This window comes from Tepidicaulis marinus, from assembly GCF_000739695.1.
Lineage (GTDB): Bacteria > Pseudomonadota > Alphaproteobacteria > Parvibaculales > Parvibaculaceae > Tepidicaulis > Tepidicaulis marinus.
Genome location: NZ_BBIO01000026.1, coordinates 1 through 21,327 on the forward strand (window position 1 = coordinate 1; position 21,327 = coordinate 21,327).

Here is a 21,327-nt window from a genome sequence, read left to right on the forward strand (position 1 = left end):
GCTCGGTCTGGCGGTGATCGGCGGCAGCACCTTGTCGACGGCAGGCGGCTTGAAATTGCTGCGCGCGGGACTTTTGGTCAAGCAGAGCAGCAAGGAATTGCAGCGTCTGGTCTATCCGCACGGCATCATTCAAAGCCGTTTTGGCGATAGGACCTTCGGCATTCAGCTGATGAAAAGCGTCTGGGCGTTTTTTGTGGTGTTCGTCACGGCTCTGGGGGTGGGGGGTATCGTATTCGCGGCGCTGGGCATCGATATGGAACCGGCTTTCGCCGCTTCTCTCTCGCTTCTGGCCAATGTCGGCCCTGCCTATGACATGGCCCGGCTCGCGGGCATGGAAGGACCGAGCATTCACGACTTTTCCACCCTCGCCAAGTGGTGGGGCATCGTTATGATGCTCGCCGGCCGCCTGGAGCTCGTGCTCCTCTTGGCGCTGACGAACCGTACCTTCTGGCGCGGCTGAAACACGAGAAAACCATGCCCCGTATTGCCTATGTCAATGGACGCTATGTGCCGCATTCCCAAGCCCGCATTCATGTGGAGGACCGGGGCTATCAGTTTGCCGACGGGGTATATGAGGTTGCCGGCATTCGGCAAGGCCGCTTCATGGACCTCACCTTGCACCTGGCCCGGCTGGAGCGGTCTTTGCGGGAACTAGATATTGCCGCGCCCCTCTCCACGGAAGCACTGAAGATCATTCTGCGGGAAGTCGTCCGCCGCAACCGGCTGAGCGAGGGATATGTTTATTGGCAAATCACCCGCGGTGTGGCCCCCCGCGATCACGCCTTTCCCGACAATCCGAAAAGCGCGTTGGTGGTCACGGCCAAGAGGATCGATCCTGCCCGGTACACGCGCGCAATGGAAAGCGGGGTGAAAGTCCTCTGCGTGCCGGACCGGCGCTGGGCGCGCCGGGACATCAAGTCCATCGCGCTCTTGCCTAATATTCTGGCAAAACAAGAGGCCCGTGCCGCTGGTTGCTATGAAGCCTGGCAGGTGGAAGACGGCAGGGTGACCGAAGGAACGTCGACCAATGCCTGGATCGTGACTAGGGCAAATACCCTTGTCACGCATCCATCTGGCCCTGCGATCTTGAACGGCGTTACCCGGCAAGTGCTGTTGAAGGCAGCGGAAATGGCGGATATGAAGGTGGAAGAGCGGCCGTTTACGCCGGAAGAAACTTATGAAGCCTGCGAAGCGTTCATTTCCTCTTCCTCCGCAATTCTTCTGCCTGTCGTTGAAATTGACGGGCGAAAGGTGGGAGACGGCACCCCGGGGCCCGTGGCACGAAAGCTGCGTGCACTATATGAGGCAGTAGCTGAATTCTCGCCTTAACTTCGCGCGGTTGAAGCACTAAGGTGAAAGAGCGATATAAGGCGGGTAAAGCTCTTGCCTGACGGAAACGACGCCCCACCTAACAGGCAGATCACGTGAGTGTCCGCCTTTTAATTTGAACAACCGTTGTCCTTCATTGTGGCGTTGGAGGGAAGAGCGGAAAAAATGGGTCAACCCATGTCAGATAAAACACAAAATCTTCAGGACACATTTCTCAACTACGTCCGGAAAAACAAGATCAACCTGACCGTCTTTCTGGTAAATGGCGTGAAGCTGCAAGGCGTCATTACCTGGTTCGACAATTTCTGCGTCCTTTTGCGGCGCGACGGTCACTCGCAATTGGTCTATAAGCACGCAATTTCCACCATCATGCCCGGTCAGCCCGTCCAATTGTTCGACGGGGACGAGGGCGAGTAAGTTTCCGGTGTGAGGCCGGCTTAAGATTGACAGACCATCGCAAACTCCCGCCTTCCCAGAAGAAGGCGGCCGCTGGCGCGCCGGAAAAAACCCGGGGCCCGGCGGAGTATCAGACCGGCCCGAAAGAGCCGACCCGCGCTTTCGTGATCGTTCCCTGGTTCAAAGCGCAGAAAGACGCGCGCCGCAAACCGGAAAGCCGGCTGGAAGAAGCCGTGGGGCTCGCCGCCGCCATCGATCTGGACGTCGTGGGCCGGGAGATCGTGATGATTACCCAGGCGCGGCCCGCCACCTTGATTGGCACCGGCAAGCTTGAGGAATTGGGCGAGCTTCTTTCCGCGCTGCAAGTCGAACTGGTGGTGGTGGACGGCACGCTGACGCCCGGCCAGCAGCGCAATCTGGAAAAAGCCTGGAAGGTGAAGGTGCTGGACCGCACCGGGCTCATCCTGGAAATTTTCGGCGCCCGCGCGGCAACCCGCGAAGGGGCGCTGCAAGTTGAGCTTGCCCATCTGACCTATCAGAAAAGCCGTCTCGTGCGTTCCTGGACCCACCTTGAGCGCCAGCGCGGCGGCACGGGCTTTCTGGGCGGGCCGGGTGAAACCCAGATCGAGGCGGACCGGCGCGCCATCCAGGACAAGATCAACCGGCTGGAAAAGCAGCTCGACAAGGTCAAGCGTACCCGCGAATTGCACCGCAAGGGCCGCCGGGAGGCACCTTATCCCGTTATCGCGCTGGTCGGCTACACCAATGCGGGCAAGTCGACCCTCTTCAACCGGCTAACGAAATCCAGCGTCTTTGCGCAGGACCTGCTTTTCGCGACCCTCGACCCCACCATGCGTCTGGTGGAACTGCCCAGCGGACGCAAGATCGTGCTCTCCGATACGGTGGGTTTCATTTCCGATCTGCCGACCCATTTGGTCGCCGCTTTCCGCGCCACGCTGGAAGAGGTGCTGGAAGCGGAAATCATTCTGCATGTGCGCGATATTTCCCATGAGGAAACGCAGGCCCAGCGCGCCGATGTGCTCGATGTGCTCAAAACCCTCGGCATCGAGCAGGACGGTGAGCGCCCGATCATTGAAGTGTTGAACAAGGCCGATCTGATGGAACCGGAGCGGCGCGAGGCGCTGCTCAATCAGACGGACCGGCAAAAGGAAGTGACGCTGATTTCAGCGCTAACGGGGGAGGGCGTAGACAGGCTGCTTGCCAATCTGGACGCTTTTCTGGCTGAGCAGGCGCTTGTGGTCGAGGCGGAGCTGGGCCCTCAGGAAGCCGAAGCGCTGGCCTGGCTGCATCAGCAAGGGGCGGTTGCCGCACAGGAGATGGGAGAGGATGGCACGAACCGGCTCGTGCTTAAACTCGACGATGTAACGCTTGGTCGGTTCCGCAAGCGTTTTGCCGACACCGCTGCCCGGGTGCTTGCCGGCGTACCGGAACGGCAGCCCGAGGAGGGCTGAGTTTTTTGGCCCCTCTAGCGAGCGAAGGTCAGCTTGCAGCAGCCCAGTTCCAGGGCGTCGCGCCGCTTGTCGTAGATACCGGGCGCGAGGCGATAGGCGATGGATTTGCCGCGCCGCTCGCTCAAAAGAAAACCGCTCTCTTTCAAGGTTTTGAGGTGATGGGAAAGCAGGTTCTGGCCGATGGCAAGACCTGCATTGATTTCCTTCACTACTTTCGGTCCGGCGGAAAGTAGACGCAAAATATAAAGCCGGGTCGGGTCGGCCACGAGCTTCAGCATGTCGGCGCAGGCCGCCTCGGGTGTGGAAACGTTCATCATCTTGCCTCCTAGCCGATATGACCGGCGAAATAGGCCCGGGACACATCTTCCCGGGGTGTGTTGAAGAGGGTGTCGGCAGGCCCGCTCTCTGCCACATAACCGTGCCCGTCTTTCATCCAGAAAAATGTCACCGTATCGGCAAGGCGCCGGGCCTGCGCCAGATTGTGCGTGACAAGCACGAGGCTCATTTGGGATTTCAGCTCCCGCAGCAATTCTTCAATGAGGCCTGCCGCCATGGGGTCAAGCGCGCTGGTCGGCTCGTCGAGCAGCAGGATGCGCGGCTCGAGGGCCAGCGCGCGGGCAAGGCAGAGCCGCTGCTGCTGTCCGCCGGAAAGCTGTGTGGCGGGCATGTCGAGCCTGTTTTCGACTTCGCCCCAAAGGCCGACGCTTTTCAGCGCCGCTTCGCATCTGCCGGCGGTTTCCTGCCGGTTTCGGCCATAGTGCTCCGTAATCGGAATTTCCATATTGCGCCGGATGGATAGGGGAAAAGGGACGGGGCGCTGAAAGATCATGGCAACCGTGCGGCGCAGCTCTTCCCGGTTGGGCGCGAAGCGGCCGAGCGCGGCCCCGAAAAGCTCGATGTTTCCGTCCACTTTGCAGCCTGGAACGCTTTCATTCAGGCGGTTGAGGGCGGAAAGGAAGCTCGACTTGCCGCAGCCCGAAGGGCCGACAATGGCGTTGATGGCGCAATCTGGAAAGGAGGCGGAGATCCCGGAGACGGCAGGCTTGCCGTCAAACGCGACCGACACGTTATGGGTCAGGATGGCAGGCGGGGCGTGCCGCATTATCGGTATTCCCGGTAAGAGGGGGACAGACGCGTCAGCGCCATAAGGGCGCCGTTGATCGCAAAAAGCAGAACGATGAGCACCAGCGCCGTGCGGTAGGCGTTCTCAGCGCCGCCCGGAACATTGAGCGCCAGATCGAGGATATGAATGGAAAGCGTGCGCCCGGAATCGAGCAGGCTTTCAGGCAACCGCGTGACATAGCCGCTGGTGAAAATGAGCGCCGCCGTTTCCGCCAGCGCCCGCCCTAGGCCGAGCACGAGCCCGGCCATGAGGCCCGGCAGCGCGGCGGGCAGGGCGATCTTTCCGTAAAATGTCAGCCGGGAAAGGCCGAGCGCCTCCGCCGCCTGGCTGAAGGAGACGGGCAAGCTGCGCAGGCTTTCCTCGGCGCTGCGGATGAAGAAGGGCAGCACCATGATGGCAAGCGTGAGCCCGCCCGTCAGAATGGAAATGCGCAGGCCGAGAAGATGCGCGAAGACCGCATTGCCGAACAATCCGAAGACGATGGAGGGTACGCCGGCCAGCGTGTCGAGGGAGCGGCGCACCAGCGGCGCAAAGCGCCCGCCGCCTGCCGTGTAGTCGGCAAGGAAAATCCCAGTCAGAAGCCCGATGGGCAGTGTCACGGCAAGGCAGACCAGCAAGATAAGCGCCGTTGCGGCGAGCACCGAACGGATGCCGCCTGCGCGGCCTGCATCCGCCGGGTCTTCGGTCAGGAAACCGAGCTCGAAACCGGAGAACCCGCGCCAGAAAATGTCGCCGACGATAAGCGTGAACGCGCCCAGGATGAGAAGGCCCGCGCTCCAGATGGCAAGTGCCGCCAGTCTGTTTTGCGTTTCCACACCTGTCATGGGCGCGCCTCCTTCTTCTCGCTGCGTCCGGCAAGGGTGACGAGAAGGAGTGTGACCGCCATGACGAGAAAGCCGCTGAAGAAAAGCGCATGGCGGTGCGCGCCCGTCGCATAAGCCATTTCAAGGGCGATATTGGCGGTCAGGGTGCGCACGGGATCGAGCAGGCTCGAGGGGAGCTGCGGCACATTGCCGGCCACCATGAGCACGGCCATGGTCTCTCCCAGCGCGCGGGCAAAGGAAAGAAAGAGCCCCGTCATAATGCCGCGCCCGGCTGCGGGGAGTAAAACCGTGCGCAGCGCGGTCCATTTCGAAAGCCCGAGCGCGGATGCCGCGCGATATTGTTCGGCGGGAATGGCACCGAGCGCAGCACTCGAAAAAAGAGCCATGGTCGGCAGGATCATGATGGCAAGCACAAGCCCGGCGGCCAGAATGCTCGTGCCAGGCGCGGCGAGATGCTTGGCGATGAGGGGCACCAGAACGACGAGCCCCCAGAGCCCGTAAACGACGCTGGGAATACCGGCCAGAAGTTCAACGGCGCGTTGGAAGAGCCCGCGCAAGACAGGCGGCGCGTAGAAATTTTCGAACAAAGCCGCGCCCAGGCCGAGCGGCGCGGCCAGCACCAGCGCAAGCAGCGACACGGCAAGCGAGCCCAGCACCATGGGCATGAGCCCGAAAGTGCCACTTGCCGGATGCCAGCTTGGATCGGTCAGGAAAGCGCCCGCGCCCGCCGCTTGCAGGGCGGGTAACGCCTCATAGCCGACAAAGAAGGTGACGAAGACGAGCGCGAGCGCCGCCGCAAGCGTGGCGCTCCTCAGGCTGAAACGGAAAAGACGGTCAGCGGCGCGGCGGGACAAAGGACTGGCCCTTGATGAGATCGTTCACATCGGCGGATTGCGCGAAGGCGATAAAAGAGGCAGCATTTTCTGGAATCTCCCCATACGTGACGAGGTTCAGCTCGCGCGCCATCGGAAAGGAGCCATCGGCCACCGTCGCGGTACTTGCCTCGATCCCGTCGAGTTTGATGAGCTTGATCGCCGCGCCGTTTTCGATCGCCACTTCCGCCGTGCCGATGGAGACATAACCGATGCCGGCGGGATTGGCCGCGACGGTTTTAATCCCTTGCTCGTTATCGCCGACAATCACGTCGGGCGTGATGGAGGGATTGTCGAGCTTGAAATGATCGAGAAAGACTTCCAGCGTCGAGCGGCCTTCGGCTTTGTGGACAAGGATGATATCCGCATCCGGCCCGCCCAGCGCCTGCCAGTTCCGGGTTTCGCGTTTATAGATGGAAGTGACCTCGGCGCCCGTAATCGCCTCGATAGGGTTGCTGGAATGCACGATGATGCCTACCCCGTCCCGGGCCAGAAGATGCGCTGTGAGATCGCTTTCCTCCGCTTTCAGGCGGCGGGAGACCATGCCGATATCGGCCAGGCCGCGCCGCGCGTCGGCCATCCCGCGCGAGGAGCCGCCGGTTTCCACATCGATGCGCAGCCCCTCGTTCTGTGCCTCGTAGCGTTTGGCGATTTCGAGGGCAAGCGGCGCAATGGTGCTGGAACCCGTCAGGGAAAGACGGGCCTTTTCGATATCTTCGGAAGACGAGTTCAGGGAAAAGAAGATCGCTGCAGCGGCTGCGGCGAGGGCGGCCAGGAAGGTGAGCGTTCGCGCGGTCATGACTGAGTCCGGTTTCTTGATATCCAGGCCCCAGCTAGCCGCGCTTAAAGATCAAAACCAAATGAATTCAATGTGAATGGATATGTGAAGCGCGCCTCGTGCCCAAATTTTCGGCAGATCATTCTTGGGCTTTTGCTGCCTTCCGGGCTGCCTTATCGATGGCTTTGGCTTCGTTCCAGAGCCTGTCCATCTCTTCAAGGTTCGCATCCGCCAGTTTTTCGCCCAGCTTGCGCTCGACATAGCCGAAGCGGCGGCGGAACTTCTGATTGGTCCGCCGCAGCGCCGCTTCCGGGTCGATATTGAGATGCCGGGCAAGGTTGGCCATGACGAAGAGAAGATCGCCGAATTCTTCTTCCTGCTCTGCGTGGGAAAGGCCGCCGCGCGCCGCTTCCAGAAGCTCGCCCGCTTCTTCCTGGATTTTGTCGAGCACGTTTTCCGTTTGCGGCCAGTCGAAGCCGACTTTCGCCGCCTTGTGCTGCAATTTCACGGCCTGCGAAAGGCCGGGCAGGTTGGCGGGCACATCGTCGAGCAGGGCGGCGGTTTTCTTTTTCTTGGCGGCTTTTTCCGCCGCCTTGATCTCGTCCCAGCGGCCTTTGACGGCGCCTGCCGAGCGCGCTTCTTCATCGCCGAAGACATGGGGATGGCGGCGGATCATTTTCTCGCAAATGCCTTCCACCACATCGGCAAAGGTAAAGCTTTCTTCCTCGCACGCCATTTGCGCGTGGAAGACGACTTGCAGGAGAAGGTCGCCGAGTTCTTCTTTCAGGTCTTGCCTGTCGCCGCGCTCGATGGCGTCCGCCACCTCATAGGCTTCTTCCAGCGTATAAGGCGCGATGCTGCGGAAATCCTGCTCAAGGTCCCAGGGGCAGCCCCCTTGCGGGTTGCGCAAAGCCGCCATGATGGCGAGAAGGGCATCGATCTCGTGCAGGTTCTCCGGTGTGCTCATGAGGCCTAGTCTGCCGGGCGATCGGCGATTCCGCCAGAACTTCCATATTGCACGATGGCCGCTTCCGCATCCGAGACGTAATGCTCGCTATGGCCGGCTTCCTTCGCCTCGATCCGGCGGCGCAGTTCGGCCTGCGCGGCGCGCCCGAGCGGAAAGCGCCAGATGACATAGGCGGCAAGCAGCATGAAGACGGCGGGAAAGCCCACATAGATGTAAAGAAGCTGGTTCAGCGTTTCCGGGCTGTTGGCCCCCGCTTTCGGCGTGAAGCCGATCACGTCCAGCAGCGGATAGGTGATGCCGACGGCCAGCGCAGCGGCCACTTTCTGCGTCATGGTGAGGAGCGAATAATAAAGCCCGGTGCGCCGCTCGCCTGTCTCCAGGTAATCGTGGTCGGTCACATCCGCCATCATGGACCGCAGAAGGAACGAGCTTGCTCCATAGGCAATGCCGTAAAGCGAGTTGCCGACGAAGAGCCACCAGAACTCGCCGCGCGGAAAGAAAATGACGAGCGGCAGCGAGATGGCGCCGTAAATGCTGGCATAGGCAAGCGCCCGGTGTTTGCCGGACCAATGGGAAATCTTGATCCAGAAGGGCACGCCCAGAAAACCGGTAACGAAATAGACGAGTAGCAACAGGCTCGCCGCCATCGGCAGTTCCATTACATAGACGGCGAAATAGATGTAGAGGGCGCCGGTAATGGCGGGTGCCCCGCTGGCCAGGATGTCGGCGATGAGCAGATGGCGGATCAGGCGGTTCTTGTAGATCGTTACCCAGATTTCCCGGAACGTGGCGCCGATCTTGCGCGCCAGCTGGCGCAGCGAAATGTTCTGGGTCTGGGGCTTGTCCGTGTAATGCGGCTCACCGACGAAATAGCAGGCAGCCCAGATGGTGAGCGGCAGCATCACGATGATGAACCAGCCCATGGATTCGACCTTAAGGGCGCTGCCCACATCCTCGCCCAGCATTTCGATGAGCGCGGGCAGGGCAAGCACCGTCAGCATCCCGAAGATGAGTGCCGCCTCACGGCTGCCTTGAATGGCCGAGCGCTCGTCGTAATCGAGGGAAAGCTCCGCCCCCCAGCTCATGTGACAGATGGTGATGAGCGTCCAGCCGACATAAAGAAAGAAAAGCCAGAAGAGCACATAACCTGCCGTCACCGGCGCGCTCGGCATGAAAAGCATCCAGGCGGAGAGCATGAGGATGGGCGCGGAGAGAACGATCCAGTGCCGCCGACGGCCCCAGCGGCTCGACACTTCATCGGAGACGGCACCGAGCACAGGGTCTGTGAAGACATCCCAGAAGCGGGCGAGCATGAAGATCCAGCCGACCGTGGCAAGGCTGAGCCCCATGTCGGCTTCGCCATAGAAAGGCGGGAGGTAAACCGTGAGCGGCAGGCCCATCGCAGCGATGGGAATGGCGGGCAAGGAGAACATGGCCACGCGCCAGCGCGGCAGACGGTCTGCACTCATAATCCGGTTTTCCTCCAGAAAACGCCTGTTTTTATCTTGTGACGTTTTGTCAGTTTTGCGCACTAAACCGGATTTACGCAGGGAAGTCCAGACTTGCAGGCAGGCTTGCACAAAGCCGGGCAGGCTTACCGGCAGGCCTGTAAGTTCAATCGGCCCCTACGGCAAGGTCGGAGCAGAAGGGATTGGTCTTGCGCTCCCGCTCGAAGCTGGACATCGGCCCGTGGCCCGGCACGAAAGCGATTTCATCGCCCAGAGAAAAGAGCCGCTCGCGGATCGAGGAAATGAGCTGGTCGTAATTGCCGCCGGGAAAATCCGTGCGCCCGATGGAGCCTTGAAAGAGCACATCGCCCACAAGCGCGATTTTGGAGGGCTCATGGATGAAGACGACATGGCCGGGCGTGTGGCCGGGGCAGTGGCGCACGCGCAGCGTATAGCCGGCAACATCCACCGTGTCTTCGTCCTCTAGCCAGCGGTCCGGCTCAAAAGCGTCATAGACGGGAAAGCCATATTGCTTGCCCTGCACGGGCAGGGAGTCGATCAGGAACTTGTCGCCGATATGCGGCCCCTCGATCTTGACCCCGTGCTTCCTTGCAAGCTCTCCCGCCGCCGAGGCATGGTCCAGATGGCCATGGGTCAGCAGCACTTTTTCAAGTGTCATACCGACTTCCGTCATGGCTTCTTCGATTCGCTCCAAATCCCCGCCGGGATCGACGGCGGCCCCTTTGCCGGTTTCCTCGTCCCAGATGAGCGAGCAATTCTGCTGGAAGGGGGTGACGGGAAGGATTGCGACTTTTAAAGCCATTCCGGGCCTCTTTCGTACAATTTCGGTAGCTTTTAGGTAGAGGTTCGCACCGCGCCTGTCCAGTGCGGGCCCCGAGGCCCGGCGGGCGCTGCGGACGCCAAGGGAAAATCGTCCTTTACTTTGCCTGGAAGCTGTGCGCATTGTCCTGCCACATCTCAAGCGTTCCAGCCGCGTAAGGGGACCTCCCGGTCCTTGCCTGTTGAGCGCCTTGTGCGAATAAGCACCGGCCAAGCCCAGTACGCGGGGCTTTTCCAAAAAATAGGCAATCCGGTCTTGGGCGCCGCCATATGGGGCGCTGCCCCCCTGTGGTTGCTCGAAAGAGTTATATTGACTGAATTTACGACCCTCGGCCTCGCCGAGCCCATTCTTCGCGCCCTCGGGGACGAAGGATATAGCGAAGCGACGCCCATTCAGGCGCGCACCATTCCCGCGCTTCTGGACGGCCGCGACGTGCTCGGCATCGCCCAGACGGGCACCGGCAAGACCGCTGCCTTCGCGCTTCCCATTCTCCAGCACATTTTCGAGACCGGCGGGCGCCCCGCGCCCAAGACCTGCCGCGCGCTCATTCTGGCGCCCACGCGTGAGCTTGCCATTCAGATCGGCGAAAGCATCCGCACCTATGGCCGCCATATGCGCGTTTCCAGCACGGTCGTCGTGGGCGGCGCCAAGCATGGGCCCCAGATCAAAAGCATGGCGCGCGGCGTCGATGTGGTGGTCGCAACGCCGGGCCGGCTGATCGATCATCTGGACAGCCGCAACCTTTCCTTGCGCGCGACGGAAGTCGTCGTGCTCGACGAGGCCGATCACATGCTCGATCTCGGCTTTCTTGTTGCGATCCGCCGGATCGTCAAGGAACTGCCGAAAGAGCGCCAGAACGTCTTCTTTTCCGCCACCATGCCCAAACAGATCGGCGAGCTTGCCAGCGACATGCTGCATGATCCCGTGCGCGTCTCCGTCACGCCGGTGGCGACGACGGCAGAACGTGTGGCGCAGAAGGTTTATTTCATCGAGCGCACGCGCAAACGCGATCTCCTGGCCGATTTGCTCAAAGAACCCGAGTTCAGCCGCACCCTGGTCTTCACGCGCACGAAGCGCGGCGCGGACCGGGTGGCCAAGGGCCTTGGCCATGCCGGCATCGCCTCGGACGCGATCCATGGCGATAAATCCCAAAGCCAGCGCCAGCGCGCGCTTGCCAATTTCAAGGCCGGAAAGATTGAGGTCTTGATTGCAACGGATATTGCCGCGCGCGGGATCGATGTCGATGCGGTCAGCCACGTCATCAATTTCGAGCTGCCTGAAGTTGCCGAAAGTTATGTGCACCGGATCGGCCGGACGGCGCGCGCCGGGGCTTCCGGTATCGCGATTTCCTTCTGCGATAACGAAGAACGCGGCCTTTTGCGCGACATCGAAAAAGCCACACGCCAGACCATCGAAGTCGAGGATGTGCGTGAGGACAAAACCGAACCCGTGCGCGCAGAAGCGCCGAAGCGGGGCAGGGGCGGACGTCCCGGCGGCAAGCGCCCCGGCGCGGGCGGTGCGAAATTCGGCAAGGCGAAAAACGCGCCTTGGGCCAAATCGGGCGGCAAACCCGGTGTGAAGAATGCCGGTGAAAAATCGGGCCACGGCGCCGGCAATCAGAGCGCGGGCAAGAGACGGCCCGCCCGGAACCCGGCTGCCCGGCGCGATGCGGCCTGATTGACGTCGGGTAGCTGAGCGGACGATCGAATTGAAAAGCCGGGGACAGTGTCTCCGGCTTTTTCGCCGGAGACGATCAGGCAAGGGCGGACGAGACCGCTTTGACATTCCCCGCCGCCTTGTCGACGAACGCAATGGCGTCGGCGATCTCCTTCAATCCCTCACTGATGCTGTTCACGCTGCCGGCGGAACTTTGCATATTTTCGGACATTTCCTTCGTTACCGTCGATTGCTCCTCGACGGCGGCGGAAATCGTGGACGAGATTTCGTGAATGCTGCCGATCGTCGAACTGATAGCCTGAATGGCATTTGCGGCAGTCGTTGAGGCATTTTGAATACCGGAAATTTGCGCGCTGATTTCCTCCGTCGCCTTTGCCGTTTGGCTGGCCAGCGTTTTGACTTCCGAGGCAACGACGGCAAAACCCTTGCCGGCATCACCGGCGCGCGCGGCCTCTATCGTGGCGTTCAGCGCCAGAAGGTTCGTTTGCTCGGCAATGTCGGAAATCAAACGCACCACATCCCCGATCTGCTGAGCGGAGGCGGCGAGCCCTCCCACGATATCGTTCGAGGAACTGGCCTGATCGACGGCTTCCCGCGAGATCGCAAGCGCATCGGTTAGCTGGCGGTTGATTTCTTCGACCGAGTTCGACAATTCTTCGATCCCGGCGGCGACAAGCTGAGTTGTCGCCGAGGTTTCTTCAGAGGCTTTGGCGGCCTGCGTGGCCATGTGATTGGCTTTACCGGTCGCCTGGGTGATGCCGCTCAGATCATTGTCGATGGTCTTTTGCGCCTCGGTCCGCTGTTTTCTTTCAAGAACCTCAGCCGTAATGTCCACCGCATATTTGACGACTTTGAACGGTTTGCCGTTCATGTCGAAAATCGGATTGTAGCTGGCTTGAAGCCAAAGCTCGCCGCCATCGCGCCGCCGGCGTTTGAACTCGCCGGTTCTGAATTCTCCCCGCCGCAACGCGTCCCAAAACTCTTTGTAGGCGCTGCTTTCGCGTTCTTCTTCGGGCATGAAAATGCGGTGATGCTGGCCCTTGATTTCATCGAGCGCATAACCTGACGCGTCGAGAAAATTGGCGTTGGCGTCGATGACCGTGCCGTCGAGATTAAAAGCGATCACGGCCTGCGATTTGCTGATGGCCGCGATTTGCCCTTCATAATCGGCATTGAGCAGCTTCTGCTCAGTAATGTCCGTGGCGAATTTCACCACCTTATAGGGACGGCCCTGCCGGTCGAAGATCGGGTTGTAAGTGGCCTGAATCCAAACCCGCTTTCCGTCTTTTGCAACCCGGCAATATTCCGCCGACTGATAGTTACCTTGTCTCAGGGACTCCCAGAAAGCTTCATAGGCACGGCTTTCACGTTCTTCCTGATCGACAAAAATCCGGTGATGCTGTCCCTGAATCTCGCCGAGCTCATAGCCGAGCACGGCCAGGAAATTGTCATTGGCGTGAAGGATGGTGCCATCCATCTTGAATTCTATAATGGCTTGAGAACGGTCCAATGCGTCGAGTTTGGCACGTTGCTCACGGCTTGTGGCCGCCGGCGGCCGTAAGGTCAGGTTCGGTTTCATGGGTTCCCCTTCGAGTGTCATCTGGACGTAACCAACTGCACTCACCCGGGTAAAACCGTAATATCATCTAGATAATGATGCGTTAATGCGTTCAAAAGAGCGCCAATAAAAACATGAGAAGAAGGGGCAGAAGCACAATAAAACCCAAAGTCCCTAAGAAAATTTTCTTGGCTTGCGGCGATTTCAAAACGACCTCGGCCTGACGCGCCTCGCGCCCCGTAATTTCCACCGGTCTTTCTTCGTTTTCCGGGCGCTGCGTTTCCGCTTCCTTGCTATCTGCCATTCCATGCCGTCCTCGACGTTCGCGTGCCACACTGAGTTGCTATGCAAAAGATCAACGCTAGGGGGCGGCGAGTGTTCGAATATGCAAAGGCCGATGAGAAGGTAGGGCCGGGGGCGGAGCGAGGTGGGGAAAAGGCTTCAAGAAACAATGGCGTAATTTTGACGTTGGGCAATTAGGCACATTTGAAGGAGGGGAAATATGACCGCATGCTGCAACCCGTCCCGCGCCGTTTCGCGGATGCTTGCCTTGTCAGCCGCCGGCGCTCTTCTGGCATTGCCCCCATCCGCGCTTGCCGGCGGTTTTTATCTCAAAGAGCAATCGGCCGAAGGGGTAGGGCGCGCCTTTGCAGGGGAAACGGCGCTCGCATCCAACGCCAGCACGGTCTATTTCAACCCGGGGGGCATGACCCGCTTTTCAAGGCCAGTCGCCACCGCAGGAGCCTATGCGCTTTTTATCGATTCCGAGCAGACCGACCAGGGCACCACGCGGACGGCGGCAGGGCCGCTTGGCAGTTTTTCGGCAGGCGGCAATGATGGCGGCAATCCCTTCGACACGCTGACACCCACGGGGAATTTTTATGCCGTCGCGCCCATCGACGATGACCGCTGGTGGGCGGGCATTGGCATCAACACACCCTACGGTTTTCAGAGCGACTATGATCCCGGGTTCTTCGGGCGCTATGACTCCCTTAAATCCGATCTTATGACAGTCAATATCCAGCCGAGCATTGCTTATAAGCTGAACGAAATTGTTTCCATCGGCGGCGGCATCAATTTCCAATATGTGGATGTAGAGCTGACCAATGCCCTGCCGAATGCCGTTCCCGGTTCTCCGGATGGGCTTTTCAAGGTGGAGGGCGATGATTGGTCCGTCGGCTGGAATCTCGGCATGCAAGCGCATTTCGACCGTCTCGATCTCGGTGTCCATTACCGCTCTCAGGTCGAGCACGATCTGGACGGCGATTTGAACATTACCGGTCTGACCGGGCCTTTGGCCGCGCAGAACGGAACATTCGGTGCCGCCGCGCCGTTAACACTGCCAGATATTGTTTCAGCGGGCGCTGTTTATCATGTGCCGGACGGAAAAACCCGGCTGCTGGGCGATGTAACCTGGTTCAACTGGGCAGATTTCGAGCGGATCGCGGTTTCGGCCTCCAATGGCGCGCGGTTCGACAGTCCGCAAAATTACGAGGATACTTGGGCTGTGGCCCTCGGCGCGGAACATGACGTCAGCCAGCGGCTCACGCTGCGGACGGGTGTTCAGTTTGACGAAACGCCCACGCGGGATAGTTTTAGAACCACACGCGTTCCCGATGGGGACCGCTGGTGGCTGACGGGCGGGGCAACCTACGAACTGTCGGATACGTACAGTCTTGCCCTGTCTTATGCGCATATTTTCGTGAGTGAGGAGAGCCTTGAACGGACGGATCGCTTTTATGAAGGCACGCCCGCTCAGGTCAATTCAACGCTCCGCTCTCGCAATGCGGGTGACGCCGACATTCTGGCCGTGGGGCTGACGGCAGCTTTCTGATAAGGGCGTAACGCCGCTGCCCCCTCTTTGCGGACCTGTCACAGGCCCGCCTACGCATGAGGGACAACATCATGGACACGCAAAACCTGCGCAGGAAATATTTCACCGATCCGCTGTTCGGGTGGGCGAAAAACGCGCTGCCCAGCATGTCGGACACCGAGCGCGAGGCGATGGAAGCCGGCGATGTGTGGTGGGAGGGTGAGCTTTTCAGCGGTCAGCCTGACTATGCGCGTCTTGCCAATATTCACTTTTCCGAGTTGAACGAAGAAGAGCGTGCCTTTCTGGAGGGGCCGGTTGAAGAGCTTTGCGCCATGCTCGACGATTGGAAGATCACCTCGCAGCTCATGGACCTGCCGGAGCCGGTTTGGGACTTTATGAAGAAGAAAAAATTCTTCGGCATGATTATTCCAAAATCTTTCGGCGGGCTGGGTTTCAGCGCCACGGCGCATTCGGAAGTCATCAAACGTATCTCCACCCGCTCGGTGACGGCGGCCGTTACCGTCATGGTGCCGAACTCGCTGGGGCCGGGCGAGCTTCTCATGCAGTTCGGAACGGACGAGCAGAAAGATCACTACTTGCCCCGTTTGGCGGACGGGCGCGAGATCCCTTGTTTCGCGTTGACCAGCGATGAAGCCGGCTCCGATGCGGCAGCGATGACGGATACCGGTACCGTTTGCCGCAGGAAAGTGGACGGGGAAGAGGTGCTGGGGATCAGCCTCAATTTTTCCAAGCGGTATATTACCCTTGCTCCCGTCGCCACGCTTCTCGGCCTTGCCTTCAAACTTTACGACCCCGATGGCCTGCTCGGCGGAGAAAAAGAGCGCGGCATTACCGTGGCGCTCGTCCCGGCGCAGACGGAAGGCGTTCACCAAGGCAAGCGGCACCTGGCGGCGCTGCAGCCGTTTCAAAACGGGCCCGTCAGCGGCGAGGATGTTTTTATTCCCTTAAGCGCCATTATCGGGGGGCAAGAGCAGATCGGGCAGGGGTGGAAAATGCTCATGGCGGCACTGGCCGCCGGGCGCGGCATTTCGCTTCCCTCGCTGGCAACGGCGGCGGCGTGCCTGTCGGCGCGCACAACCGGCGCTTATGCGCGGGTGCGCCGGCAATTCGGTATTTCCATCGGTAAATTCGAAGGGGTGCAGGAGCGGCTCGGCCGCATCGCGGGCATTGCTTACGAGCTGGAAGCGGCGCGCCGCTTCACCTGCGCGGGCCTCGATGCGGGACATCACCCGGCCATCGTTTCCGCGATCATGAAAGCGCATGCGACCTATAGAATGCGCGTTGCGGTGAACGATGCCATGGATGTGCATGGCGGCAAGACGATCATCGACGGGCCGCTCAACTATCTTGGCGGTGTCTATCGCTCCATTCCGGTGGGAATTACCGTGGAAGGGGCAAATATCGTCACCCGCAGCTTGATCATTTTCGGTCAAGGCGTGACGCGGGCGCACCCCTATCTTGCCGATGAAATGCTGGCGTTGGGCGAGGAAGATGAAGAAAGCGCCCGGGCGGCATTCGACAAACTGCTCGCCGGTCACACCTGGCACATATTGAAGAACACGGGCCGGGCATTTGTGCGCAATTGGTCGGGCGGTCTTGTTTCGCCCGCAGCCGGGCCCCGGCAGCTGCGCAAATATTACCGGCAAGTTTCGCGCTATTCCGCCTCGCTGGCCTTTGCCAGCGAAGTCGCGCTTGTCTCTCTGGGCGGGGATTTGAAACGCAAGGAGATGATCTCCGCCCGTTTCGGGGATGTGCTTTCCGAGCTTTATCTTGTCTCGGCCGTGCTCAAGCGATGGCAGGAAGAGGGCTGCCACAAGGAAGATATGGTGCTGGTCGATTGGTGCTGTGTCTCCGCCTTCCAGCGTATCGAGCAAGCGTTCAAAAGCATTGCGTCGAACTTTCCGAACCGGCCGCTCGGCTGGGCTTTGCGCGCGCTGGCGCTTCCCTATGCCAGCTATAGCACCGGCCCCTCCGACAAGGTGGTGAGCGCGTGCGCCGAGGCGATATCGTCGCCTGGCGCGCAGCGGGACCGCATTGCCCCCGGCGTATATGAAGGGGCGGAAAACGATCCCATTGCCCGGCTGGAAAAAGCGCTCACACTTACGCTTAAAGCAGAACCGCTGGAAGACAAGCTGCGCGAGGCGGGCTATGAGGGCAAGTGGGATGAGGCGAAGGAAGCGGGCACCTTGAACGCCAGCGAGCTTCATCTGCTGCACGAAGCGGCCGAAGCCGTTCACCGGGCGGTCGTGGTCGACGAATTCGAACCGGAACGTTTCGGCTCTTTCTTGAGTTCCGGCAAGGAAGATGATCCTCTTCATATCCCGCCTTTAAAGGCAGCCGGCTCCTCCTGACCGGGCGCGGGCGGTCTGACGGGCGGTATATCGATAGGGGAAATCATGCGGATTTATCAGGACTCGCGTACGCTTGCGCGGGACATCTTCGCCCATCTCGGCTCGGCGCTCGAAGTCGGCCTGCCGCTCGGCATCGGCAAGGCGACCCATGTCATCAACGCGCTTTTTGAGGAAGCGGAAAAAGACCGTTCCCTCACGCTTGATATCTTGACGGCGCTGACATTGGAGCGCCCGCGCGCCTCTTCGGAACTTGAGGCACGTTTTCTTGCGCCCTTCGTGGAACGGCATTTCAAAGGCTATGTGGACCTCTCCTATGCCGTGGCGGCGCGCCGCGGCGACTTGCCCGGCAATGTACGTGTCTCCGAATTCTTCTTGAATTCAGGTGCCTGGCTTTCTCATGCCGGCGCGCAGCAGAATTATGTGAGCGCGAACTACACCGCCGCCGGAAAGGCGCTTCTCGACAAGCGCATCAATTTGCTCGCCCAGCTCATCGCCATCGATGAAAGCGGGCCGGAGCCCCGCTACAGCCTCGCCTGCAACCCGGATGTGACGCTCGACATTCTTCCTGAACTGAAACGGCGCAAGGAGGCGGGGGAGAAAATATGGGTTGTCGGCCAGGTCAACCGGTCCTTGCCCTTCATGCCGGGCAGCGCCGAAGTGCCCGCTGACACGTTCGATGCCATTCTCGATGCGCCGGAGGCGGAGTTTCCCATCTTCGCCGCGCCGAAGCGGCCCGTCGCCACCGAAGATTATGTCGCCGGGCTGCATGCCGCCAGTCTCATCAAAGATGGCGGAACGCTGCAAATCGGCATTGGTTCGCTGGGCGATGCGGTTACCTATGGGCTTATCCTGCGCCATAAACACAACGCGCTCTTCAAGGAATTGATCGCCCGCATCGCCCCTGACCCGGACGGTTCGCTCCCTCGCGAAACCGAGCCCTTTTCCGAGGGGCTTTATGCCTCCTCGGAAATGTTCGTGGAGGGGTTTCTGGACCTTTATGAAGCGGGCATCTTGAAACGGGAAGTGGCGGGCGGCCATGTACTGCACGGCGCGTTCTTCGTCGGCTCGCACAGTTTTTATGACCGCTTACGGAAGATGAGTGAGGTGGAGCGGCGCAAATTCGACATGGTGCCGGTCTCCTTCACGAATTCCCTTTACGGGGATGAAGAACGCAAGCGCGCCGATCGTAAGAATGCCCGCTTCGTCAACAATACCATGATCGCGACGCTTCTTGGCGCGGCCGCATCCGATACGCTCGATAGCGGCAAAGTGGTAAGCGGGGTCGGCGGGCAGCATGATTTCGTCGAACAGGCCCATGCCATGACCGATGCCCGCTCGTTCTTGATGTTGAATGCGGTGCGCCGGAGCGGCGGCAAGGCGAAATCGAACGTGCTTTGGACCTATGCTGCCGCAACCATCCCGCGCCATCAGCGCGATATTTTCATCACCGAATATGGCGTTGCCGATTTGTGGGGCTGTTCGGACCGGGAATGTATTTTGCGCATGCTGGCGATTTCCGATCAGCGTTTTCAAAAAGAATTGCATGGCGCTGCCTTGAAGGCGGGCAAGATCGAGCCTTCCGATCCTTTGCCGCCGCCGGGCAACATGCCGGGCAAGCTTGAAGATTTGCTGGAATCTGCCCGCTCGAAAGGCTTTTTCCCGCGGTTTCCCTTCGGCTCCGACTTCACGCAAGAAGAACAATGTGCGCTCATCGCCCTTGGAGAGTTGAAAGCGGTGGGAAAGAGCCGGGGGGCAATGCTGCGCCTTTTCTGGGAAGGGATGCGCGCTCCCGCGCCGGACGCCGAACAGCGCGCCGCGCTGGAAAGGCTGAAACTTTTGAACGGGGGTTGGAAGGATTTTCTCTACCGCACGTTAATGAAAGGAGCATGGAGCCGCGCCCGCGGCCAAAGGTAGGAATCTGGGAGGTCATGTGAGCGACAAGCCAGCCGTGTTGATCACCGGCGCTGCGGGGGCCGTTGGAACGGCGCTGGTCCAAACATTGTCTCAAGATTACCGGCCCGTCGGTATCGATCTGGATTGCGCCGGGGCGGCATGCCCCTGTTTCGAATGCGATATAACCGATGAAAAATCGATGGAAGCCGCGCTCGGCAAGATCAAAGATAAGGTGGGCAAACAGCTTGCCGGCGTTATTCACCTTGCCGCCTATTTCGATTTTACCAATGAAGACTCGCCGGCGTACCAAGCGGTAAATATCGACGGCACCCGCAATCTGCTAGCGGGGCTGCGTGCATTCGATGTGACCCAATTCATCTACTCGGGCACCATGCTGGTCCATCGTCCGGCGGAACCGGGCGGGTTTATCGATGAAGAAACGCCGGTGGAGCCGAAATGGACTTATCCGAAATGGAAGGCCGAAACGGAACGCTTGATCGAGGCGGAGCGCGGAAAGATGCCGGTGCTTTTTCTTCATCTTGCAGGCATGTATGACGATGAAAGTGCCGTCCCGACGCTTTCGCACCAAATTGCCCGGATTTATGAAAGAGGGGTCAAAAGCCATCTTTATGCCGGTGATATGAATGCCGGGCAGGCGATGGTGCATAAATCGGACTTGGCCGAGGCTTTTCGCTGCGCGCTCGAAAAACGCGGCAGATTCGGAGACGTGGAAACGATCCTGATCGGCGAGCCGCACCCGCTCAGTTACCGGGTGCTGCAAAACGAGTTGGGGCGCTTGATCCATGGTGAGCGGGAATGGCCGACCTTTCCCATTCCCAAGTTCGCGGCCAAGGCGGGCGCTTGGAGCGAGGAAAAGCTGGAGCCCGCCATTCCAGATGCCATCGACCGGGGAGAAAAACCATTCATACGGCCCTTCATGATCGATATGGGGGCGGATCATTATGCGCTCGACATATCGAAAGCCGAGCGTCTGCTTGGCTGGCGCCCGCGCCGATTCATCAAGGATCATCTGCCGTCGATCGTGGAAGCACTGAAAAAGGACCCGCTCGGCTGGTACCGGAAAAACGGCATCACACCGCCCGAATGGCTTTGCCTGGCGAAAGGCGGGCGGGCGGAGCCGGAAACGGCGCGGGCGCATCATGAAAATGAATTCAGGCGCCAGCACCGCGCCTTCCTTTGGGCACCGTTCTGCAATCTGGCGCTGGCCAGCTGGTTGATAACCTCGCCGCCGCTGATTGGCGTGAGCTCCGGCTGGATGGCACTGAGCGACGTGATCAGCGGCGGGGCTCTTGCGATTTTTGCATTCTTGTCGCTGTCCTGGCGATTGAGCTGGGCGCGATGGATCTGCGGGGCGATCGGTCTTTGGGTAATGAGCGCCCCCTTGTTGTTCTGGGCGCCGAGTGCGGCGGCCTATCTGAATGGAACCCTTGTCGGGGCGTTGATCTTCGCCTTCGCATTGCTGGTAAGGCCGGTTCCGCATGTGTCGATTTTGGCGGCGGAATCGGGGCAGGTAAGGCCTCCGGGCTGGTCGCTGAACCCGTCAAGCTGGCTGCAGCGCTTACCCATCATCATCCTTGCTTTTATCGGTCTCTACATCTCGCGCTATTTGGCGGCTTACCAATTGGGGCACATCGATGCGGTCTGGGAACCCTTCTTTGCGGGAAGCATGGCGGCAAAGAACGGGACCGAACAGATCATCACCTCGGCCGTTTCGGAAGCCTGGCCGGTATCGGATGCCGGTATGGGGGCGCTCACCTATCTTTTGGAAATATTGACGGGCATCATGGGCTCGCAGCGCCGCTGGCGCACCATGCCGTGGCTGGTGATTTTGTTCGGCATCATGATCGTGCCGCTGGGGATCGTATCGATCACCTTCATCATCATCCAGCCCGTTATCATCGGTACATGGTGCACGCTTTGCCTGCTGGCCGCCGCCGCCATGA

19 protein-coding genes are annotated in these 21,327 nt (G+C 60.1%); 9 read left to right on the forward strand and 10 right to left on the reverse strand.

Annotated elements, in window-relative coordinates; genetic code table 11:
- The 4 genes from M2A_RS16060 to hflX all read left to right on the forward strand — a co-directional run.
- Positions 1-460 (forward strand): potassium transporter TrkG (locus M2A_RS16060; RefSeq protein ID WP_045449631.1); only part of this gene is annotated, 460 nt, incomplete at its 5' end.
- A 14-nt stretch (positions 461-474) separates the two neighbouring features.
- Complete coding sequence (locus M2A_RS16065) at positions 475-1,329, forward strand: D-amino-acid transaminase (protein ID WP_045449633.1); 855 nt, start codon at positions 475-477, stop codon at positions 1,327-1,329.
- A gap of 177 nt (positions 1,330-1,506) precedes the next feature.
- Positions 1,507-1,746, forward strand: coding sequence for an RNA chaperone Hfq (hfq, locus tag M2A_RS16070; RefSeq protein ID WP_045449649.1), 240 nt, complete (start codon positions 1,507-1,509; stop codon positions 1,744-1,746).
- A gap of 26 nt (positions 1,747-1,772) precedes the next feature.
- Complete coding sequence (hflX, locus tag M2A_RS16075; RefSeq protein ID WP_081875703.1) at positions 1,773-3,197, forward strand: GTPase HflX; 1,425 nt, start codon at positions 1,773-1,775, stop codon at positions 3,195-3,197.
- A gap of 14 nt (positions 3,198-3,211) precedes the next feature.
- On the opposite strand, the gene M2A_RS16080 is transcribed toward hflX, so the two are convergent.
- The 8 genes from M2A_RS16080 to M2A_RS16115 all read right to left on the reverse strand — a co-directional run bounded on the left by M2A_RS16080 (position 3,212) and on the right by M2A_RS16115 (position 10,032).
- Entirely contained in the window at positions 3,212-3,514 is a 303-nt protein-coding gene (locus M2A_RS16080; RefSeq protein WP_052379565.1) for an ArsR/SmtB family transcription factor, read from the reverse strand.
- A gap of 8 nt (positions 3,515-3,522) precedes the next feature.
- On the reverse strand, positions 3,523-4,299 hold the full coding sequence (locus M2A_RS16085; protein WP_045449634.1) for a phosphate ABC transporter ATP-binding protein: 777 nt from the start codon (positions 4,297-4,299) through the stop codon (positions 3,523-3,525).
- On the reverse strand, positions 4,299-5,144 hold the full coding sequence (gene pstA / locus M2A_RS16090) for a phosphate ABC transporter permease PstA (protein ID WP_052379566.1): 846 nt from the start codon (positions 5,142-5,144) through the stop codon (positions 4,299-4,301). Before pstA ends, M2A_RS16085 begins: the two co-directional genes overlap by 1 nt.
- Positions 5,141-5,998, reverse strand: coding sequence for a phosphate ABC transporter permease subunit PstC (gene pstC / locus M2A_RS16095; protein WP_045449635.1), 858 nt, complete (start codon positions 5,996-5,998; stop codon positions 5,141-5,143). The genes pstA and pstC overlap by 4 nt, the downstream gene beginning before the upstream one ends.
- Complete coding sequence (locus tag M2A_RS16100) at positions 5,979-6,815, reverse strand: phosphate ABC transporter substrate-binding protein (protein ID WP_081875704.1); 837 nt, start codon at positions 6,813-6,815, stop codon at positions 5,979-5,981. Before M2A_RS16100 ends, pstC begins: the two co-directional genes overlap by 20 nt.
- 118 nt (positions 6,816-6,933) lie before the next feature.
- The gene (gene mazG, locus M2A_RS16105; RefSeq protein WP_045449636.1) at positions 6,934-7,761 is read right to left on the reverse strand and encodes a nucleoside triphosphate pyrophosphohydrolase; all 828 of its coding nucleotides are present in this window, start codon (positions 7,759-7,761) and stop codon (positions 6,934-6,936) included.
- Positions 7,762-7,766: 5 nt separating this feature from the next.
- Positions 7,767-9,230: an MFS transporter gene (locus M2A_RS16110; RefSeq protein ID WP_045449637.1), complete on the reverse strand. Its 1,464-nt coding sequence runs from the start codon at positions 9,228-9,230 to the stop codon at positions 7,767-7,769.
- Between the two features lie 145 nt (positions 9,231-9,375).
- The gene (locus M2A_RS16115; RefSeq protein ID WP_045449639.1) at positions 9,376-10,032 is read right to left on the reverse strand and encodes an MBL fold metallo-hydrolase; all 657 of its coding nucleotides are present in this window, start codon (positions 10,030-10,032) and stop codon (positions 9,376-9,378) included.
- A gap of 327 nt (positions 10,033-10,359) precedes the next feature.
- Here M2A_RS16115 and M2A_RS16120 point away from each other — a divergent pair, with 327 nt between their 5' ends.
- Positions 10,360-11,727, forward strand: coding sequence for a DEAD/DEAH box helicase (locus tag M2A_RS16120; RefSeq protein ID WP_045449641.1), 1,368 nt, complete (start codon positions 10,360-10,362; stop codon positions 11,725-11,727).
- A gap of 76 nt (positions 11,728-11,803) precedes the next feature.
- Here M2A_RS16120 and M2A_RS16125 read toward each other — a convergent pair whose 3' ends face one another.
- Together M2A_RS16125 and M2A_RS16130 are read right to left on the reverse strand one after the other, a co-directional pair.
- Positions 11,804-13,306 (reverse strand): methyl-accepting chemotaxis protein, encoded by a 1,503-nt coding sequence (locus tag M2A_RS16125; RefSeq protein WP_045449660.1) that lies wholly within the window; start codon positions 13,304-13,306, stop codon positions 11,804-11,806.
- Positions 13,307-13,397: 91 nt separating this feature from the next.
- Complete coding sequence (locus M2A_RS16130; protein WP_147446273.1) at positions 13,398-13,619, reverse strand: hypothetical protein; 222 nt, start codon at positions 13,617-13,619, stop codon at positions 13,398-13,400.
- A gap of 168 nt (positions 13,620-13,787) precedes the next feature.
- Between M2A_RS16130 and M2A_RS16135 the strand changes: the two genes are divergently transcribed.
- From M2A_RS16135 to M2A_RS16150, 4 genes are all read left to right on the forward strand, one after another.
- The gene (locus M2A_RS16135; RefSeq protein WP_052379568.1) at positions 13,788-15,119 is read left to right on the forward strand and encodes an OmpP1/FadL family transporter; all 1,332 of its coding nucleotides are present in this window, start codon (positions 13,788-13,790) and stop codon (positions 15,117-15,119) included.
- 71 nt (positions 15,120-15,190) lie between these two features.
- Positions 15,191-17,470 carry an acyl-CoA dehydrogenase gene (locus tag M2A_RS16140; protein WP_045449645.1) on the forward strand — a complete coding sequence of 760 codons (2,280 nt, stop codon included), beginning with the start codon at positions 15,191-15,193 and terminating at the stop codon, positions 17,468-17,470.
- 45 nt (positions 17,471-17,515) lie between these two features.
- Positions 17,516-19,384, forward strand: a complete 1,869-nt coding sequence (locus tag M2A_RS16145; protein ID WP_052379569.1) for an acetyl-CoA hydrolase/transferase C-terminal domain-containing protein — start codon at positions 17,516-17,518, stop codon at positions 19,382-19,384.
- 16 nt (positions 19,385-19,400) lie between these two features.
- Positions 19,401-21,327: vitamin K epoxide reductase family protein (locus M2A_RS16150; protein ID WP_156101805.1), on the forward strand; the 1,927-nt coding region annotated here is incomplete at its 3' end.

Excerpts from the sequence above, each read along its gene's own strand:
- M2A_RS16065 (WP_045449633.1), top strand. The coding sequence starts at position 475 with ATGCCCCGTATTGCCTATGTCAATGGACGCTATGTGCCGCATTCCCAA.
- hfq (WP_045449649.1), top strand. The coding sequence starts at position 1,507 with ATGTCAGATAAAACACAAAATCTTCAGGACACATTTCTCAACTACGTC.
- M2A_RS16080 (WP_052379565.1), bottom strand. The coding sequence starts at position 3,514 with ATGATGAACGTTTCCACACCCGAGGCGGCCTGCGCCGACATGCTGAAG.
- M2A_RS16085 (WP_045449634.1), bottom strand. The coding sequence starts at position 4,299 with ATGCGGCACGCCCCGCCTGCCATCCTGACCCATAACGTGTCGGTCGCG.
- pstA (WP_052379566.1), bottom strand. The coding sequence starts at position 5,144 with ATGACAGGTGTGGAAACGCAAAACAGACTGGCGGCACTTGCCATCTGG.
- M2A_RS16100 (WP_081875704.1), bottom strand. The coding sequence starts at position 6,815 with ATGACCGCGCGAACGCTCACCTTCCTGGCCGCCCTCGCCGCAGCCGCT.
- mazG (WP_045449636.1), bottom strand. The coding sequence starts at position 7,761 with ATGAGCACACCGGAGAACCTGCACGAGATCGATGCCCTTCTCGCCATC.
- M2A_RS16110 (WP_045449637.1), bottom strand. The coding sequence starts at position 9,230 with ATGAGTGCAGACCGTCTGCCGCGCTGGCGCGTGGCCATGTTCTCCTTG.
- M2A_RS16115 (WP_045449639.1), bottom strand. The coding sequence starts at position 10,032 with ATGGCTTTAAAAGTCGCAATCCTTCCCGTCACCCCCTTCCAGCAGAAT.
- M2A_RS16125 (WP_045449660.1), bottom strand. The coding sequence starts at position 13,306 with ATGAAACCGAACCTGACCTTACGGCCGCCGGCGGCCACAAGCCGTGAG.
- M2A_RS16135 (WP_052379568.1), top strand. The coding sequence starts at position 13,788 with ATGACCGCATGCTGCAACCCGTCCCGCGCCGTTTCGCGGATGCTTGCC.
- M2A_RS16140 (WP_045449645.1), top strand. The coding sequence starts at position 15,191 with ATGGACACGCAAAACCTGCGCAGGAAATATTTCACCGATCCGCTGTTC.
- M2A_RS16145 (WP_052379569.1), top strand. The coding sequence starts at position 17,516 with ATGCGGATTTATCAGGACTCGCGTACGCTTGCGCGGGACATCTTCGCC.